This window comes from Citrobacter rodentium NBRC 105723 = DSM 16636 (assembly GCF_021278985.1).
GTDB classification, from domain to species: Bacteria; Pseudomonadota; Gammaproteobacteria; order Enterobacterales; family Enterobacteriaceae; genus Citrobacter_A; species Citrobacter_A rodentium.
Window position 1 is genome coordinate 2,439,004 of sequence record NZ_CP082833.1, and the last position, 18,472, is coordinate 2,457,475.

Below are 18,472 nucleotides of genomic sequence, written 5' to 3' on the forward strand. Positions count from 1 at the left end.
ACATGATTATTCATGGTTTTTGCACCGGGACCCGGCACAAGCATAAGTTAAGAAAAACATTTATTATGCTTGGTGCTGGTTTAGGATTGTTTTTTTCTGTTAACCAGAACTCATTTGCAAATGGTGAAAATTACTTTAAGTTAAGAGCCGATTCTAAACTAATAAATAATAATATTGCTCAGGATCGTCTTTTTTATACCTTGAAAACGGGTGAAAGCGTTGCTCAGCTTTCTAAATCACAAGGGATCAGCGTGCCGGTTATTTGGTCGCTGAATAAGCATTTATATAGCTCTGAAAGTGAAATGATGAAGGCTAGTCCTGGTCAGCAGATCATTTTACCGCTCAAAAAACTTTCTGCTGAATATAGTACCTTGCCTATTTTAGGTACAGCACCTGTCGTTGCTGCAGCTGATGTTGCTGGTCACACGAAAAAAATGTCCCAGGATACGACCAAAAGCAATACAAGCGATGACAAGGCCTTAAACTATGCAGCACAACAGGCCGCGAGCCTCGGTAGCCAACTTCAGTCTCGCTCACTGAACGGAGACTATGCGAAAGATACAGCCCTTAGTATGGCTGGTAACCAAGCCTCATCCCAGATGCAGGCTTGGTTACAGCATTATGGAACGGCAGAGGTTAATCTGCAGAGCGGTAATAACTTTGATGGCAGTTCACTGGACTTCTTATTACCGTTCTATGATACTGAAAATATGCTGGCATTTGGTCAGGTTGGAGCGCGTTATATTGACTCTCGCTTTACGGCAAACTTAGGGGCTGGTCAGCGTTTTTTCCTTCCTGAAAATATGTTGGGCTATAACGTCTTCATTGATCAGGATTTTTCTGGTAACAATACCCGCTTAGGAATCGGCGGTGAATATTGGCGAGACTATTTTAAAAGTAGCGTTAACGGCTATTTCCGCATGAGCGGTTGGCATGAGTCATACAATAAGAAAGACTATGATGAGCGCCCGGCAAATGGTTTCGATATTCGCTTTAACGGCTACTTACCATCATATCCTGCATTAGGTGGCAAGCTGATGTATGAGCAGTATTATGGTGATAATGTTGCTTTGTTTAATGCCGATAAGCTGTATTCGAATCCTGGTGCGGTGACAGTTGGTGTCAACTACACTCCGATTCCTTTGGTGACGATGGGGATTGATTATCGTCATGGTACAGGTAATGAAAATGATCTCCTGTACTCAATGCAGTTCCATTATCAATTTGATAAACCATGGTCTCAACAAATTGAGCCACAGTATGTTAACGAGTTAAGAACATTATCAGGCAGCCGTTACGATCTGGTACAGCGTAATAACAACATTATTCTGGATTACAAAAAGCAGGATATTCTTTCTATGAATATTCCGCATAATATTAATGGTACTGAACACAGTACGCATAAGATCCAATTGATCGTTAAGAGTAAGTACGGTCTTGAGCGTATCGTATGGGATGACAGTACATTACGCACTCAGGGTGGTCAGATTCAGCATAGCGGAAGCCAAAGCGCACAAGATTATCAGGCTATTTTGCCTGCTTATGTGCAAGGCGGTAGCAATGTTTATAAAGTGACCGCTCGCGCCTATGACCGTAATGGAAATAGCTCTAACAATGTACAGCTTACTATTACCGTTCTGTCGAATGGTCAAGTAGTCGACAAGGTTGGGATAACGAACTTTACGGCGGATAAGACATCGGCTAAAGCGGATAATGCGGATACCATTACTTATACCGCGACTGTGAAAAAGAATGGGGTAGCTCAGGCTAATGTCCCTGTTTCATTTAATATTGTTTCAGGAACTGCAACTTTAAGTGCCAAGAGTGCCAATACTAATAGTAGCGGTAAGGCGACTGTAACGCTGAAATCAGACAAGCCGGGCCAGGTAGTTGTGTCAGCTAAAACAGCGGAGATGACTTCAGCACTTAATGCCAATGCGGTTATATTTGTTGATCAAACCAAAGCCAGCATTACTGAGATTAAGGTTGATAAGACAATAGCGACGGCAGACAATAAGGATACTATTGAATACACAGTTAAAGTGATGAAGGGTGGGAATCCTATTTCTGGTCAAAAAGTGACCTTCTCTAAGGATTTTGGGACCCTAAATAAGACTGAAGCAACAACCGATCAGAATGGTTATGCTACTGTAAAATTGTCATCCGGAACTCCGGGTAAGGCTATAGTTAGCGCAAAAGTGAGTGAGGTAAATACAGAAGTTAAGGCCGCCACTGTTGAATTTTTTGCCCCACTGAGTATCGATGGCAATAAAGTGACTGTAATTGGTACTGGTGTCACTGGTTCTTTGCCAAAGAACTGGTTACAGTATGGTCAGGTTAAGCTACAGGCAACAGGAGGCAACGGGAAATATACATGGAAATCCAGTAATACTAAAATTGCTTCTGTTGATAATTCGGGAGTGATAACTTTAAATGAGAAAGGCAGTGCTACAATTACTGTAGTATCGGGTGATAATCAGAGTGCGACATATACAATTAATACACCAGACAATATTATAATAGCGGTGGATAAAATTAATCGGATGGCGTATTCTGAGGCAGAAAGCAGGTGTCAAGCAATTAGTTCAAATTTAGCACAGTCAAAAAGCGTATTGGAAAATATATATTCTAAATGGGGAGCCGCGAATAAATATCCTTATTATTCGAGTTCTAATTCATTGACAGCTTGGATTAAGCAATCTACTTCTGATTCTGCATCAGGTGTATCAAATACATATGATTTAGTTACAACAAACTCTTTGACAAATGTTAAAGCAACAGATAAAAATGCTTTTGCAGTTTGTGTAAAATAGTCTAATCATATAAACCCGGCACCCGGCACCCGGCACCCGGCACCCGGCACCCGGCACCCGGCACCCGGCACCCGGCACCCGGCACCCGGCACCCGGCACCCGGCACCCGGCACCCGGCACCCGGCACCCGGCACCCGGCACCCGGCACCCGGCACCCGGCACCCGGCACCCGGCACCCGGCACCCGGCACCCGGCACCCGGCAAATAAACAAAGTTTATTTGCCGGGACTGTCCATAATTCTGTGTAACTGCCCACTCGTTAAAGGTGATCGCTCCGGCGGTCACCGAACTTGATAATAAAGCGGCTCATTGACAGCCGCTAGTTCTGGAGCGGCATACTCCATTTTTTCGACGCATCCTTGATCGCCAGATATACAACCTTCCGCACCGAGTCATCTGTCGGGAACACTTTGCGTTTCTTAATCACGGCACGGATCACGCTGTTCAGCGATTCTGTCGCGTTCGTGGTGTAGATAGCCTTACGAATATACGGCGGGTAGCCGAAGAAGGTATTAAGGTTTTCCCAATGTGCATATGGATGACGCACAGCTGGATGTGAGTCTGCGGATAGACGCTGTTTATCGAATCCGGGAAGCCCTTCAGACCGTCCTCGAAGGCAATCAGGATGTCCCTGAAGACTACGATTTTCAAGCTGTGTCAGCACACTCAGCCAGAACTTTGCGCCTTCATTTTCGGCCAGCCACATATCTGGTAATTCTTTCTGGCCTTCGGTGTGGATACCTAGCGCTAGGAAGAAGGCTTTGTTGATTACGCTGTCATTCTGACGGACTTTGACGACAATGTAGTCCCATATAAACAATGGGATACAGCGTATCCAGCTGTCGGTTTTGCCATTCCATGACCTGCTCTTTTACGGCGCCGGTGATTTTAGATATCAGCGTGGGCGATAAATCGGTGTCGTACATTTCTTTGAACGTGGCGACGATTTCGCGCGTGGTCATACCTTTGGCGTACAGAGATAAAATCTGGCTGTTCATCTGCTTAATACGCATCTGGTTCTTCTTAATCAACTGAGGTTAAAAGGTATTTTCACGATCATGCGGCGTGTTCAGTTCAATCTTGCCGTCATCGCAAAGCAAGATTTTTGACGAGTAGCTATTACGGGTATTAGAGCCTTTTTGGGCGCATTTTTCTCATGTCCGAGATGGTCAGTCAGCTCAGCATTGAATGCTGTTTCGACGGTAAGCTTCGTCAGCATTAAGATCAGCTTCGGTTTTAAGGCCTTTAGCCAGTTCAGCAGCCAGTGCTTTGAGTTTATTTTCGTCCATAATTTGCCTGTCTCAGGTGTTGGAGTGAACATATCAAAAACAGGCAATTACACAATTTAAATTACAGTCTCTATTTGCCGGATTTTTATTACACCTACTTAATCTTTAAATGAATGCTTCGTGTTAAAAGCCATGTTCTATTTCGGTTATAAGCTTTTTTATGTTCTGGTTGATAGATATTTTATTTAACATATCTATAGCATCTACACAATAAAAAAGCTTCGAAGAGGTAGAAGATGATAAGAGGTTAATACGACAGCGGTATATGTATATACTCGTCTGGGCGGGAGATGTTGATACCATCTTTAGGATCAATCGCATCTATGACATAGCCTCCTTTCAGAATACTACCAATCCCCAGACTTGTACCGTTATCAAGAGCAATTGTTGGATTCTTCATCGTGCCACTGATTCTGAGTATTTTTCCAGGGAAAATATCTGCTGAAATGTATGGCTGAATGTTTTGAAAGAGTATCTTGTCGTTACTCTTTTTGCTTATTGCGTTTATGATGGCAAGAATCTTGCTCTCGTTCTGTTGAGAAACTTCTCCGGCAACAATAATGGCATCATTCTTTTTGAAAATATTGACATAATTTATTAATTTATTCTTTTTAAACTCAGATACCAATTCACTGATCTTATTATTACTGTTGTTGTGTATTTCCCATCCGGCAATGCCTGGCGTATTTAGCAATAAGTTTTCAACTTCACTCCACTTTGGTGAAGGAGGAATGTATCCCGATAGCAGGAAGAATCCCGGCTTATTACCTTTTGTTATAATAATATCTTTATAATCGTACTCTGTTAAAATGTCATTAATCGCAGAAATAATCTGGTTGTTGCAAATAATGTTATTGTAATAGAAAATATTTTTTTCTTTTAGGTAATTAAAAAAAGGTGTTAAATCGGTAGTTGATTCGCAACGTCCATAAAGTGTGACGTTTTTCCCATGCCATACCGGGGTGATTGCATGGAGTTTGTTTTCTTTTAGCTGCTTATATACATCTGCTCTGGTAAACGTTGGAAGCTCAACTTTTGGGGAAAGCCAAATGTAACTGCCGACAGCACCAGGCAAAGCAATAGCAGCGCCAATCACGCTCGCCAGGATAAGACGCTTTCTGCGTTGATTTTTTGCAGAGAACCGTTCTGGTACGTCTGACAAAGGTAAGGTATGGTCATTATCACCAATGATGAAGCAACATCCCGCTATATCGATCACCTTTCCGGTTGGTAATGGTTTATCTGCTTCATAGGGAGTGGGCTGCCCATCAATCCAAAATTCAACTGGAGATAAAAGGAAAACACCTTCCTCACGTATATCAAGTAAAAACTGATTGAGGCCTTGTTCAAGGGGAACATAAACAATATCGTTATCTTCCGTACCAAGCGTTAGGTTTCCTGTCGGAAGTTGTAATTCCCGATTACGCATCGCACCATTAAGGAGTTTGATTTTATATGAGGATAACATTTTTAAATTTTATTCATCCTGGTGGTTGAACAATGAGAAAAAATATGATGAACTACGTCTACAAGGATAGAGTAGAAAGGACGCTGTTGTACAGTACTATTTAATGGAATATTCATAATTAATAGTGACGTGAGATTCCTATGGCTAATGGTATTGAATTTAATCAAAATATCTCATCTGTTTTTAATTCTAATTCATTAGAATTTGAATTGGAATCTCAACAGTTAACACAAAAAAATACTTCTAATACTTCTTCACCATTATTAAATTTGCAAAATGAATTGGCAATGATTACTAATTCATCACTTGCGGAAACGATTGAAGGGTTAAGCCTGGGATATCGCAAAGGTAGCGCGAGAAAAGAAGAGGAAGGTACGATAACAGAGAAGTTGCTCAATGATATGCAAGAGCTGCTCACTCTTACAGATACTGATAAGTTAAAAGAACTTTCATTAAAAAATGGTGGATTGCTGGAACAACACGATCCTACTTTGGCGATGTTTGGCAATATGCCAAAAGGGGAAATTGTTGCTCTAATATCTTCTTTATTGCAATCTAAGTTTGTTAAGATTGAATTAAAAAAGAAATATGCAAAATTATTATTAGATTTATTAGGTGAGGATGATTGGGAGTTGGCCCTGCTTGCCTGGTTAGGAGTGGGGGAGTTAAATCAGGAAGGCATCCAGAAGATCAAGAAGCTTTATGAAAAGGCTAAGGATGAGGATTCTGAAAATGGAGCCTCTTTACTTGACTGGTTTATGGAGATCAAGGATCTTCCTGAGAGAGAGAAACACTTAAAAGTTATTATAAGGGCGCTATCATTTGATTTGTCTCATATGGCCTCTTATGAAGATAAAGTAAAAACATCTTCAATCATTAGCGATTTATACAGGGTTATCATTTTTTTATCCCTTGATAATTACACAGATATCATTGCAATCTCTATAAAGAAAAATAAAGATATTATTTTAAATGAAATGCTATCTATTATTGAACATGTATGGCTAACCGAAGACTGGCTACTGGAGAGTGTTTCTCGGGTATCCATAGTTGAAGATAAACATGTTTATTATTTCCATTTATTGAAAGACTTTTTTGCAACATTACCAGATGCTTGTTTTACTGATAGTGAACAGAGAGATAATATATTATCAATGATCGGAAAAGTAATCGATTATAAGGAGGATGTTATGTGATATTGATTTTTTAATGGTTTTTTTCTTGTTAAGAAAAATTGTTAAGAGGTATACACATGGATACATCAACTATGACATCAGTTGCTGGTGCGAGCGCGAGTACTTCGACATCGATGACCTATGATTTAGGAAGCATGTCGAAAGAAAAAGTTATTGAGCTTTTTGCAAAAGTTGGCGTATTTCAGGCAGCGCTTCTCATGTTTGAGTATATGTTTCACGCACAAAGCGAACTGTCGATTGCAAAGTTTGCAGATATGAATGAGGCATCCAAGGCGTCAATCACGGCCCAAAAAATGGCCAATCTTGTAGATGCTAAAATTGCCGATGTTCAGAGTAGTTCTGACAAGAATGCGAAGGCCAAACTTCCTCAAGAAGTTATTGACTATATAAGTGATTCTCGCAATAGTATTACAGTAAGTGGTATTAGTGATCTTACGGCTGAGTTAAGCGCCGGTGATTTGCAAACCGTGAAGGCTTCTATTTCGGCTAAAGCGAATAATTTGACAACGACGGTGGATAATAGCCGTCTTGATATACAGCAGATGACAAATACTTTAAACCTGTTAACGAGTGCTCGTTCTGATATTCAGTCATTACAATACAGAACTGTTTCAGCAATACCCATTGGCAAATAACCGGAGATAACTATGCTAAATGTAAATAGCAATATCCAGTCTATAAGGTCTGGGGCCAGTGCTGCTACGGCTATTTCAGGTATTAATCAGCCTGAAGTGACTTCCGGGCTGGACTTACAACTTGTTAAATCTTTTGCCCCATCAACAAGTTGGGCAGAAAGTACCGCTTTACCAATGCCACCAGCAGGCCACTCATTAGTGACGCCCTCTGTTGCTGAGGATGTCTTGAGCAAACTTTTCGGTGACATTAGCGGTGATGTTATTAATCGCACTGCTGGGACAGAACCAGAGCGCGGCACACAAAATACAAGCTCTGGCTATCCTTATCTTTCTCAGGTGAATAACGTTGACCCTCAGGCAATGATGATGATGGTTACCCAGTTATCCCTGAATACCTCAGCACAGAAAGTTGCGAGTATGAAGGACTCCAACGAGATCTACACGGCTGGGCAAAATCAAGCGCTGGAAAATAAAACTCTGGAGTTTAAAAAACAGCTTGAAGAACAACAGAAAGCTGAAGAGAAAGCACAAAAAAGTAAAATTGTTGGTCAGGTCTTTGGGTGGTTGGGTGTTGCGGTAACTGCTATTGCAGCTTTTTTTAACCCAGCTCTCTGGGCTGTTGTTGCCATTAGCGCAACAGCAATGGCACTGCAAACTGCTGTTGATGTTATGGGCGATAAGGCTCCGCAGGCGTTAAAAACAGCAGCACAAGCTTTTGGCGGTCTATCTCTTGCCGCAGGTATTCTGACAGCCGGCCTTGGTGGGGTGTCTTCACTTATGTCTAAAGTTGGCGATGTGGCTGGTAAAGTGGGTTCAAACATTGTAAAAACAGTCACTAAACTGGCCGACGTATTTGTTGAAAATATTGCCTCGAAAGTTTCGGCTGTGGCAAATGGTTTAACTACTTCTACGCGCTCTATTGGTACAACTGTGCTTAATAATGATGCAGCGAATCATAATGTGTTATCACAGATTTCTGCTTTTGTTGTGGAAAATTTAACTCGACAAAGTGAACAGTTAAGTCAGAGTGCGAAGGCTGAACTGGATAAAGCCGCAGACGAACTGCAAAACCAGGCTAGTTATATGCAGAGTGCTTCTCAGCTAATCTCCGACTCTGCGCGAGTGAATAGCCGTATTGTCAGTGGTCGAGTTTAATTGTTAAAGAGGAAGTTATTATGAATACTATCGATTATAACAATGCAGCAATCGCCGTTAATCCAGTTGTGAGTAGCACGACTGACAGCGCCAGTTCAACAACTACATTAACCTCGTCAAGCAGTTCATCTTTACTTACTGCTGGCAAAGTGGATATTTCTAAACTTCTGCTAGAGGTTCAAAAACTGATGCGTGAGATGGTCACCACATTACAAGATTATCTTCAGAGGCAATTGGCGCAAAGCTATAACATCCAACAAGCTATTTTTCAGAGCCAAAATAAAGCTATTGAGGAGAAAAAGGCCGGTGCGACAGCCGCTCTGATTGGTGGTGCTATCTCATCTGTCCTGGGGATTTTAGGCTCTTTTGCTGCCATTAATAGCGCAACGAAAGGGGCGAGCGATGTCGTTCAGAAGGCCACTTCTGCTTCTGCGAAGTCTGTCAATACCGCCTCTGAAGTTTCAACTAAAGCACTGGTGAAGGCTTCCGAAAGTATTGCGGATGCCGCAGATGAGACAGTTGGCACATTGCAGCAAGGGATCGCGGCAGCTACAAAAGCGGCAAATCGTACATCAGGTATCGCTGATGATGTTACTACTTCTGCTCAGAAAGCTTCTCAGGTAGCTGAAGAGGCTGCTGACGCTGCTCAGGATTTAACACGGAAGGCAAATCTGTTAAGTCGCTTTACTGCTGCTGCCGGACGAATTTCTGGTTCTACAGCATTTGTTGTTGTTACCAGCCTTGCTGAAGGTACGAAAACATTGCCAACAACGATATCTGAATCTGTCAAGTCCAATCATGATATCAATGAGCAGCGTGCTAAATCGGTAGAAAATCTCCAGGCGTCGAATTTAGAAACCTACAAACAGGATGTTCGCAGATCGCAGGATGATATCGCCAGCCGCCTGCGTGATATGACAGCGACTGCTCGTGACCTTAATGACCTTATTAATCGTATGGGGCAATCGGCTCGTTTAGCAGGGTAATTGAACATGGTCGATACGTTTAATGACGAAGTGCTTAATTGCTATCTTGAACAAAAAGGATATATACCACAAAAGGAATTCCTTTTTGGCAGTGCCTTTTTTATCGGATGGCGGATTGAGACACCTTTTTTCTCATTAGCGTACAGACTGGATGAACAAGAACTGATTTTGTGCTCTTTTGAAGCACGTAACCAAACAGGGCTAAACGGCCCTGTTTTATCACTGACTCGCTTGCTCGAAGAGTTGTACCACCATTTTTCGGCTATTAAGAAAATCAGTGCCATGAAATCTAAGATTGGTTCAGTTTCAGATCGTCAAAAGCGCGAAGAGTTATTTAATTACTTCATTAGAAAGGGGGCCGTTCAGCAGGAAACAGAAAACGAAATTTGGTATGTAATGAAAGTAAATAATTAGAAATATTTTATTTTATTAATCTTAGAGGAAAATATAATGAATCTGACTCAAATTACTGAAGATATGGGGAATATCGCTGATACGCTGGCTGAGCCTGTGCCAAAGTTACTTAGTAACCCAGATCTGGTTAATGACCCCCAGAAGATGTTACAACTGTCGTTCTCGATTAATCAATTTTCTTCTTATATTAACTTGGAAAGTGGGATGATAAAAACGGTAAAAGACCTTATTTCAACTATTTCCAACCGTACGTTTTAATTTTTTATGGGTAATGATATTTCTGCCAATAAGATAATGGTATGGGCGGCTGTAGCAGCGGCAAATCATAAGCTTCCAAAATATGCAGAATCTATTCTGAATGTATTGCCGCAAATCTTATCAGATAAAAAAGATATTGCACATTTAGAATTCATTATTTTATATGGGTTAAATAAAAAAAATGATGCAGTAAAGGCTCTTGAGGGCTATATGGATGATCAGACAAGCCAGTTGTTGTATAGCCTGGTCTGTGAAAACAAGAGACAAGAGAGAGAGGACTCTGATAGATTAATTTTATATTGACTCAAAATGCAATTTCACTTTTATGTATTATAAGAATGTTTCATGCGGCTATAATATCTGAATAGTAAATACAGAAGTATGGAAGTTTCTGTATTATTATGTGAGGGGATAGTAGTGAGTTATTTTCTTAATGTAAATTAATATCACCCCTGTTAATTTGATATAAAAGGTATTAATTATGCTTAATGGAATTGGTCAGGCCGTTTCTACACTAGGACGGCAGCTTGCAAATGTGGCAAGTCGGGTGGGCTCTGTGGGAGGTGCGAGCTTTTCAGTTTCCCCTCAGGCAGTGCGTCTGACCACGATTAGAATTCAATCTCCTTTTTCTCCGGCTGTGTCGCATATCAATGCAAGAACGAATTTTAATGTGAGTGGAGTTACAACGTCATTAACTCCCTCTCGCCCTGCACCATCACCGCCGACAAGTGGACAGTCCACCGGGCGATCCCAGTCTTTACCCCCTATTGCACAGGCATTAAAAGACCATTTGGCAGCCTTTGAAGCGTCTAAAAGTTTAGAGGCCTCAAGCCTTAAGCCAGCTCGTCCGGCACCACAATCACCGACAAATGGACAGTCCACCGGGCGATCCCAGTCTTTACCCCCCATTGCACAGGCATTAAAAGACCATTTGGCAGCTTTTGAAGCGTCTAAAAGTTTAGAGGCCTCAAACCTTAAGCCAGCTCGTCCGGCACCACAACCACCGACAAATGGACAGTCCACCGGGCGAGCCCAGTCTTTACCCCCCATTGCACAGGCATTAAAAGACCATTTGGCAGCTTTTGAAGCGTCTAAAAGTTTAGAGGCCTCAAGCCTTAAGCCAGCTCGTCCGGCACCACAACCACCGACAAGTGGACAGTCCACCGGGCGATCTCAGTCTTTACCCCCTATTGCACAGGCATTAAAAGACCATTTGGCAGCCTTTGAAGCGTCTAAAAGTTTAGAGGCCTCAAGCCTTAAGCCAGCTCGTCCGGCACCACAACCACCGACAAGTGGACAGTCCACCGGACGAGCCCAGTCTTTACCTCCCATTGCACAGGCATTAAAAGATCATTTGGCAGCCTATCAGCAATTTAAAAATGGATAAAATAAGATTTGAAATCTATTAATCCCTGCTGATGCTTTAGATTATCAGAGGAAATAAAAAAGAAGGTTAAATTATGCAGTAGCCAATGCAATTCATAATATCGGTTAACACAATATTCCTTATCCTCTCAGCCATGAACTATTTCCTCCGGAAATGATTTGCGGTCGAGAGGATTTTTATTTTAATCTGACGGAGTCGTGGTTTTACATTATTTCCGGTCTGGATGTACGCTTTAAGTGAGTGCTAATGTTAATACAAGCTCAGGTAGTTCTGTTAGCTTGTTTAAATATGCGTTCATGAAAATTATACTAGGCTGAGCAAGCTTTTACTGATGTACTTTTCATCTTACATGCTGTTTGTTCTAGGGGAACTATATTCGTGTTTCTTGCATACTATGAGATTGCCAAATTTGATCGCTCAATACTAAGGACTGTGACTGGCTTACCTGAGTGGGATAAATTTAGCGAGGATATCAGGTTCACTGACAATATAAATACTTCCATCAGACATAGTTACAATACCTTCAGGCTGAGGCAAATCACTAGTTAAAGCATGATTTCCTTTCGTTAAGTCCATAATTTCAACAAAAGACATTTCTATCAGGTTAAACTTAAGTAACTTACGCGACTCATCGGACAGAATCATCAGGCTTTCATTATTAAAGTCTAGGCCGGATATATCGTTAACACGTATATCATTTAGTGCCTCTGGAATAGTTACTTGCTTTGCACTCAGCAGATCGGACGAAAGCTGGTATGCAAATATGCCATTAGGGCGTCGCTCTTTTGCGGCAAACAGCATCAGGTCGTCTGCTTTCCATGCCAGCCCTTCAAAACCTCTATTTTTCTTATTAAATTTTTCTAACTGAATTTTGTTTCGAAAGGAGACATTCATATGTTTCGTAATTGTGAAAAAGAATAGTTCAGAAGTTTTTTCGTCTACTGCTGCAAAAATATTTCCTTTTATGTATTCAATTGTTTCGGCATCAGAGATAAAAGGCAGCGGGACCCTGTCAATGATATCGCCGCTCTTGGTTATTTTGAGTAGCTGCGCAGGGCTGTTCTGGGTCGCATACAGGAAATTATCCTCCTTACTATAAGTAAGCGATGACAGATTCACCGTATTTGGTAATCTTTTGATAAATGAAAGCGAATATTCTTGTGGTGATTTTTTGTAACTAAAATTAAATTCAAAGAGGAATAATGTGGTTGATGTAATTAGTATTGCAATAAAAAAAACGATCAATGAATTTCTTTTCATGCTATCTCCATTTGCTTCAAATAGTTTGTAGGATAGATATTTTTTCTTATAAAGGAGCTAAAGGTAAATTTGTATTGGAAATAGTGGCGCAAGCGCCACTATTTTTATTAATAAAATGATTGGTGCTCTATTATTTTCATATTTTAAGCATTGTTCAGATATGTTTCAGATGAGGCATATTTTGCTTTTAACATCCTTGCCATCTCATTAGGTTCACATTTCACACCTGGCGGCACCTCATAAGAGGTTCTGTTCGTCAACATCCCTAATTGGTTGGGACGGTCCTCTGGCGCCATGATTAAAACTCCAGTATGGCTGGTAACGTGAATGCTTCCCTCTGATGATTGAGTGATGCTTATGTTAATACAAGCATTAGGCATATCTAACGATCTTTGTGCATTATATGCACTAGCTTGAGAGATCCTTACATGTGTCAACATTAAGGCTGGAACATTGAAGGACTGATAGAAAGCCGAGCATATGGCAGTTGGCGCTTCGGGCTGACATAAAAAATCCACAACTGCAGCTTTCTGCTCATTGGTACTGCTGCTTTCCTTTACGATTTGTTCTGCATAATGACGAGGAATACCATTCCTAATAACATTTAGATCAGGGGATGAATTTGTGTCTTTAAGCCCTAGCGTATTGCGAAGCAATTTTTGTGCATCTGCAGGTATATCAACACCATTGAGTGAAAGCTTTGAATTGCCGAGTCCCCGAGACGTATCCATAAACACAGTGCTGAATGGCGTAAGTCCAGAAAGCGGATCTGTTTGATTATTATGAGGAATCAAAGTTGCTGATAATTTGGAAGTAAAACTAAGTAGTTTGTGCATTGACAGAAGATCAGTCAGTTCCTCCTGAGGTAAGGTATGATGAACCTGAATGTATGGCATGTGGCGATTGATGGGTAAAGATTGTAATAGCCGATTTTGTTCGTTTGCCTCCAGGAGTACAAGAAACTTTTCATTATTCGGCGTGTGAATCTCTGCTTCAATGAGTTCGCTGTTAGTGACGGAAATTCTTAAGGATGAGCCATCTGAAAATTTCGCATATACTCTGCCTAATTCATTGTGAGCGGGAGATACAGGTTCTAAAACGGTTAACAACCCTTGAAATTGTTGTCTTTCATCCTGAGAATACTTTGGATTCCATAACCCCAAAGTGAGAATTTTTAGCAATTTTTCTGCACATGTCATCTCATTCCACGGCTTTTTATAATCAGAGTTAATTTTAATTGTAGCATCTAAAACTAAAGATGCGGAATTATTATTAAGTCCGTTTAACATGAAAGCTCTCTCTGTTTCATCAATTACGAATATCTTGATAACGAGTATCATATAGCATGATATAGTGTCAATAATGTGTAAGGTATTTGTCGTTGGGGTTTTAAATACAGACAAACTAATTTTTTTTGGGATTTATTTGATATGATGTTATTGATTGATATTGATGAGTTATTAATGTTTTTTTCTGCGAAAAAATGGTGACTATTTACATTAATAATGATATTCGGTGGGGGGATGATAAAATATATTGTTAATGTTTAGCTTCGGAGGATGGTCAGCTCTTTATCCCGTTTTGCTAACTGGCGTTTGAAACATGCAATCTCGGTGGACATCCCGATCTCACATTCAGAAGAAAACTGCAGATTTTGCTTTTGCTGTTTACTGTGGACTGACCCCGCCCCGGTAGACGATCCTGCCCTATAGTTGGACTGACCCCGCCCCGGTAGACGATCCTGCCCTATAGTTTGAGCATAGGAGGAGCGTATGGGCACACCACGATTTACACCTGAATTTAAGGAAGAAGCCGTCCGTCAGATAACGGAACGCGGTTATTCCGTCGCCGAAGTATCTGACCGTCTGGGCGTCTCTGCACACAGCCTCTACAAGTGGCTACGGGCTATCAAACCTGATAACAGCGAGCAGCATGCCCGGGATTTACTGGAAGCGAAAAGCGAGATCCTGAAACTCCGGGCGCAGCTAAAACGCACCGAAGAAGAACGGGATATCCTGAAAAAGGCCGCGCGGTACTTTGCAAGGGAGCCCGACTGAAGTACCGCTTTATCAATGAGCACCGCACTGTATGGGGTATGATGACGATGTGTCGGGTACTGAATGTCGCCCGGGCCGGGTTCTATGCGTGGCTGCATAACCCTGTCTCGGCGCGTGATAAAGATAACCAGCGCCTGCTGATACTTATCCGCGACTCATATTCCCTGAGCGGAGGCGTATACGGTTACCGGCGGGTTCATGGCGATCTGAACGAAATCGGGGAAACCTGCGGTAAAAACCGGGTGGGTCGGATCATGCAACTGAACCGGATTAAAGCCGTGCGCGGCTATAAAGCGCCACGTCGTATCGCTGGCAGGCCTTCAATCGTTGCTCCTAATCGCGTGCAGCGGCAGTTCACCGTTGTCCGGGCCAACCAGGTCTGGGTCACCGATATTACTTATATCCGCACCTGGCAGGGCTGGCTGTATCTGGCGGTGGTTATCGATCTCTTTGCCCGTAATGTGGTCGGCTGGTCGATGAAACCCACTCTCTCGCGCGAACTGGCGCTCGACGCGCTGATGATGGCGGTCTGGCGCCGAAAACCGGACGGCGAGGTCATCGTACATAGCGATCAAGGTAGTCAGTACGGCAGTGACGACTGGCAGCGCTTCTGCCGGGCCAATCACCTGGCACCGAGCATGAGCCGGCGTGGCAACTGCTGGGATAATGCGGTGGCCGAATCGTTCTTCAGTTCACTGAAAAAAGAACGCATCAGGAAGAGAATATACAAAACCCGGGCTCTGGCCCGGGCGGATATCTTCGATTACATTGAAGTGTTCTACAACCGGGCCCGGCGCCACAGCCACCTCGGCGGCGTCAGTCCGGAGGCCTTTGAACAGGCCTCGTCGTGAGGACAGAATTTGTCTACAGGCGTGGGGTCAGTCCAACTATAGGGCAGGATCGTCTACCGGGGCGGGGTCAGTCCACTTCCCGTGCGAAAGCGGCACCGATTAGCGCTTTCGCTTGATGAAAGAGAGGAGATATCCAGAGGACTGGTAGCAAAGCTCAGTATCAGGGACATCGCTGCCAAATTATCAAGAGCACCCTCAACGATTAGCCGCGAGATCAAGAGGCATGGTGGTGCAAAACAATACCGTGCAGCAAAAGCCGATGCGTGGGGAAATGCGCTGAGACCAAAACCTTGCAAGCTAATTGAAAGTCCCGCATTGTGTAAAATCATTGCAGAGAAGATGCCTCAGGACTGGTCGCCGGAACAGATCGCCGGTTGGCTGAAACGCTATTATCCGGATAATCAGGAAATGCAGGTGTCACACGAAACGATTTATAAAACGCTTTTTATACAAACCCGCGGGGTATTAAAAAAAAGAGCTGCAGCAATGCCTCAGAAGCGGAAGAGCGGTTCGTAGATTCACAACGTCATCGCTTAAAGGGAAAGGGTTAGGAGCATGCGATACCAATAAGCGAAAGGCCATCTGAAGTTGCAGACAGAGCCATACCGGGTCACTGGGAAGGTAACCTGATCCAAGGCTCGAAAAACTCCTATATCGTCACTCTCGCGGAACGCCATTCCCGCTTTGTTATGTTGGCCAAAATCAGAGACAACAAGACCATAACGGTTATATCTGTCCTCATCAGACAAGCCCGGGAATTACCTGTTGAGCTTTATAAAACAGTAATATGGGGGCTGAAATGACCAAGCACACAAGATTTACTGTAGCGACAGATATTCAGATTTATTTTTGTGATCCTCAATCTCCCTGGCAACGTGGCTCAAATGAAAATACGAACAGATTGCTCAGACAATATTTTCCAAAAGGAACTGACTTATCGGTTCACAGCCAGCAAAGACTTAACAGTGTTGCCAGACAGCTCAACGAAAGGCCCAGAAAAACGCTAGACTATGAATCACCTGCAGAGCAGTTCAATCAATGTGTTGCATCCATCAGTTAAACTCACAGCGAGAAACGGACGCTGGCGATACCTTTCCCGCTGAACGCCTTGCGGCGGCGCGTGATAATACGTTCTTCGACGCCGATCCTTTGGCTGAAAGCGGCAGAGGTCTGAAACTGATTTTGCTGTATGTTGATATTTTTACAGTAGAAAACGTTGCGGGGAAGAATGTCACGACCCTGGAGAAATGGGTGTCCGGATAGCCGGGCGGTTCGCCTCTGACGTAAAGCGACCCACCCCGGCTACAAAAGACTTTTTACCCCTGTTGGTCATATAGCGTGCTTAATCAACGAAGGCGCCTTCTGCTATCTTTCTCTTAATGCTTCACCAACCTTATTGAATGGTTTAATCAGATACTGAAGAATGGTCTTTTTACCGGTCTTGATATCAACACTGGCTACCATCCCTGGAGAAATAAAGTGCTTTTTATTATTCGCGGTCTGTAAATGGTCTTTCGTTGTTCTGATATAGACACGATAAAAAACAACGTCAGGTTTTTGCGGGTCGGAAATGGTATCCGGAGATATCGTTACTACTTCGCCATCCAGACCGCCATAAATGGAGTAGTCATAGGCGGTGATTTTAACAATTGCCCGCTGCCCGGGATGAATAAAAGCGATATCGCGAGGTAAGATCTTTGCTTCAATCAGCAGTCGATCGTCAAGGGGAACGATATTCATGATGGTTCCATTGGGGGGAATAACGCCACCAATGGTGTTAATCTCGATGTTTTTGACAATTCCTCTGACCGGTGAAGTAATGGTCGACTTTTTCAGCAGATCGCGCTGGCCGACGATCTTTTGATACAGTGAATCAACTTCCGCGGATATTCGGGATAGCTCCTCTCCAGATTTTACCTTATAGTTGTAATGCAGTTCAGATTCTTTCATGTTCAGATCGACCAGTTGTTTTCTGCTCCTGATAACGTCAACTTTACTTGATGCTCCCTGTTCCATCAGTCGCGTATTGATCGCTAATTCTTTGTTCAATAACACCTTTGAGGCTTCGATATCTTTTATCGACGAGATATAATTATTCTTCCGGGAATGATAGAGAATCCTCTCTCTGTCGGTGATTTCCGGAAAATCATTCAGCTCGGCGGGGAAGACCAGAGGGCTATCGCTTATCTCCGCCAGCAATCGAACCTTGCTGGCCAGCAATGCCCGATATTTTGATTCGGATTCCATCACCGCCGCCTGGGTTCTAATCGTATCCAGGTTGGCAATAATATCTCCCGCCTGAACGATCTGTCCCTCTGTAACATGGATTTTATCGAGGATGCCGCCATCGAGAGACTGAATGATTTTCTCTTTCGAACTGGGGATGACCCGGCCATCGCCTTTTGAGACTTCATCAATACTGAACAGGGAGGCCCACAGTAAAAATATGCTGAGGAAAAAGATAACGCTGAGCAGGATATAAAGCGCCCTGCTGGTTTTTACGCCGCCGCGGGTATCCGCAAGCGTAAACTCATCAGTCTCTCGTACCCGATGGATGGCGTCTTTATCCGTGGTCAGAAATACATTCTTGCAAAAGTCTTTTGCCAGTATGAACTTCTTTTTTAAATTCCTTGAAAAATTTTTCATTAAAGACTATCACCTGAATTAACTGGGCTGAATGATAAGGATGCGGTTATTGATAAC

At 42.7% G+C, this 18,472-nt stretch carries 14 protein-coding genes and 3 pseudogenes; 12 read left to right on the forward strand and 5 right to left on the reverse strand.

What is annotated here, in order from left to right:
- Positions 1-2 precede the first annotated feature (2 nt).
- Positions 3-2,813, forward strand: coding sequence for an intimin (eae, locus tag K7R23_RS11605; RefSeq protein WP_012907110.1), 2,811 nt, complete (start codon positions 3-5; stop codon positions 2,811-2,813).
- Positions 2,814-3,132: 319 nt separating this feature from the next.
- On the opposite strand, the pseudogene K7R23_RS25840 reads toward eae, so the two are convergent.
- Positions 3,133-4,102: pseudogene (locus tag K7R23_RS25840) on the reverse strand (IS256 family transposase).
- A gap of 247 nt (positions 4,103-4,349) precedes the next feature.
- Entirely contained in the window at positions 4,350-5,570 is a 1,221-nt protein-coding gene (gene sctD / locus K7R23_RS11625) for a type III secretion system inner membrane ring subunit SctD (protein ID WP_012907109.1), read from the reverse strand.
- Between the two features lie 140 nt (positions 5,571-5,710).
- On the opposite strand from sctD, the gene K7R23_RS11630 reads away from it, so the two are divergent.
- The 8 genes from K7R23_RS11630 (at position 5,711) to espF (ending at position 11,601) form a co-directional block, all read left to right on the forward strand.
- Positions 5,711-6,766: a TyeA family type III secretion system gatekeeper subunit gene (locus K7R23_RS11630; RefSeq protein WP_012907108.1), complete on the forward strand. Its 1,056-nt coding sequence runs from the start codon at positions 5,711-5,713 to the stop codon at positions 6,764-6,766.
- Positions 6,767-6,822: 56 nt separating this feature from the next.
- Positions 6,823-7,401 (forward strand): type III secretion system LEE translocon filament protein EspA, encoded by a 579-nt coding sequence (gene espA / locus K7R23_RS11635; RefSeq protein ID WP_012907107.1) that lies wholly within the window; start codon positions 6,823-6,825, stop codon positions 7,399-7,401.
- A gap of 12 nt (positions 7,402-7,413) precedes the next feature.
- Positions 7,414-8,556, forward strand: a complete 1,143-nt coding sequence (gene sctE / locus K7R23_RS11640) for a type III secretion system translocon subunit SseC family protein (RefSeq protein WP_012907106.1) — start codon at positions 7,414-7,416, stop codon at positions 8,554-8,556.
- Between the two features lie 20 nt (positions 8,557-8,576).
- Entirely contained in the window at positions 8,577-9,542 is a 966-nt protein-coding gene (gene espB / locus K7R23_RS11645) for a type III secretion system LEE translocon pore-forming subunit EspB (RefSeq protein WP_012907105.1), read from the forward strand.
- A 6-nt stretch (positions 9,543-9,548) separates the two neighbouring features.
- A complete protein-coding gene (gene sseE / locus K7R23_RS11650) occupies positions 9,549-9,956 on the forward strand; it encodes a type III secretion system effector protein SseE (RefSeq protein WP_012907104.1) in 408 nt (135 codons plus the stop codon).
- A 36-nt stretch (positions 9,957-9,992) separates the two neighbouring features.
- Entirely contained in the window at positions 9,993-10,214 is a 222-nt protein-coding gene (sctF, locus tag K7R23_RS11655) for a type III secretion system needle filament subunit SctF (protein ID WP_012907103.1), read from the forward strand.
- A gap of 6 nt (positions 10,215-10,220) precedes the next feature.
- Positions 10,221-10,517 (forward strand): EscG/YscG/SsaH family type III secretion system needle protein co-chaperone, encoded by a 297-nt coding sequence (locus K7R23_RS11660; RefSeq protein WP_012907102.1) that lies wholly within the window; start codon positions 10,221-10,223, stop codon positions 10,515-10,517.
- A gap of 178 nt (positions 10,518-10,695) precedes the next feature.
- The gene (gene espF, locus K7R23_RS11665) at positions 10,696-11,601 is read left to right on the forward strand and encodes a type III secretion system LEE effector EspF (protein ID WP_012907101.1); all 906 of its coding nucleotides are present in this window, start codon (positions 10,696-10,698) and stop codon (positions 11,599-11,601) included.
- Positions 11,602-12,042: 441 nt separating this feature from the next.
- Here espF and K7R23_RS11670 read toward each other — a convergent pair whose 3' ends face one another.
- Positions 12,043-12,861 (reverse strand): SdiA-regulated domain-containing protein, encoded by an 819-nt coding sequence (locus K7R23_RS11670; protein WP_012907100.1) that lies wholly within the window; start codon positions 12,859-12,861, stop codon positions 12,043-12,045.
- A gap of 143 nt (positions 12,862-13,004) precedes the next feature.
- On the reverse strand, positions 13,005-14,150 hold the full coding sequence (locus K7R23_RS11675; RefSeq protein WP_148222142.1) for an EspG domain-containing protein: 1,146 nt from the start codon (positions 14,148-14,150) through the stop codon (positions 13,005-13,007).
- 483 nt (positions 14,151-14,633) lie between these two features.
- Here K7R23_RS11675 and K7R23_RS11680 point away from each other — a divergent pair.
- The 3 genes and pseudogenes from K7R23_RS11680 to K7R23_RS11690 form a co-directional block, all read left to right on the forward strand.
- Positions 14,634-15,769 (forward strand): IS3 family transposase gene (locus tag K7R23_RS11680; protein ID WP_231851567.1). Its coding sequence is split into 2 segments (ribosomal slippage): positions 14,634-14,880 and positions 14,880-15,769, totalling 1,137 coding nucleotides; the frame shifts between segments, so codons are not numbered across the junction.
- A 60-nt stretch (positions 15,770-15,829) separates the two neighbouring features.
- Positions 15,830-16,829 (forward strand): annotated as a pseudogene (locus K7R23_RS11685) (IS30 family transposase); the annotation flags it as partial.
- An 8-nt stretch (positions 16,830-16,837) separates the two neighbouring features.
- Positions 16,838-17,032, forward strand: a pseudogene (locus tag K7R23_RS11690) (ATP-binding protein); the annotation flags it as partial.
- Between the two features lie 102 nt (positions 17,033-17,134).
- On the opposite strand, the gene K7R23_RS11695 reads toward K7R23_RS11690, so the two are convergent.
- A complete protein-coding gene (locus tag K7R23_RS11695) occupies positions 17,135-18,415 on the reverse strand; it encodes a beta-barrel domain-containing protein (RefSeq protein ID WP_012907098.1) in 1,281 nt (426 codons plus the stop codon).
- Positions 18,416-18,472: the final 57 nt, after the last annotated feature.